Source organism: Citrobacter sp. TBCS-14 (genome assembly GCF_005280805.1).
Classification (GTDB): domain Bacteria; phylum Pseudomonadota; class Gammaproteobacteria; order Enterobacterales; family Enterobacteriaceae; genus Citrobacter; species Citrobacter gillenii.
In genome coordinates, this window is record NZ_SZWM01000044.1 from 677 (window position 1) to 998 (window position 322).

Annotated in this window: 1 protein-coding gene; it reads right to left on the reverse strand. The window is 56.8% G+C overall.

Annotated features, from left to right (window positions below; genetic code table 11):
• Positions 1–322, reverse strand: a 322-nt coding sequence (locus FDX22_RS30735; protein WP_255432646.1) for a DUF1176 domain-containing protein, incomplete at both ends; no start/stop codon positions are given.

Below are 322 nucleotides of genomic sequence, written 5' to 3' on the forward strand. Positions count from 1 at the left end.
CCGCCACACCTTTCAGAGCGGGAGCTGGCGGAACGCTGAGCGGCGGCTCGTCACCTTTCTCAATCCAGGCGGTTTCGCTACCGACGCGCTTTTGTTGCGCATCAATAAACAACAATGCTGCTTTCAGCCCAGACAGAGAAAGCGTTTGCGTACCTTTTTGCAGGGTAATGGCTTTCGCATCCTGCACGGCTTGTAAAAATGTAGCGATGGTAGCCGGATCATCCGTCATCAAATGCCAGGGCGTAAGACGCCAGTGTTCACCGGCCAGTGGGAGTGGCGCGCCGTCCAGCAGCAAGCGCGGCGCAATATCTGCCTCTTTGAC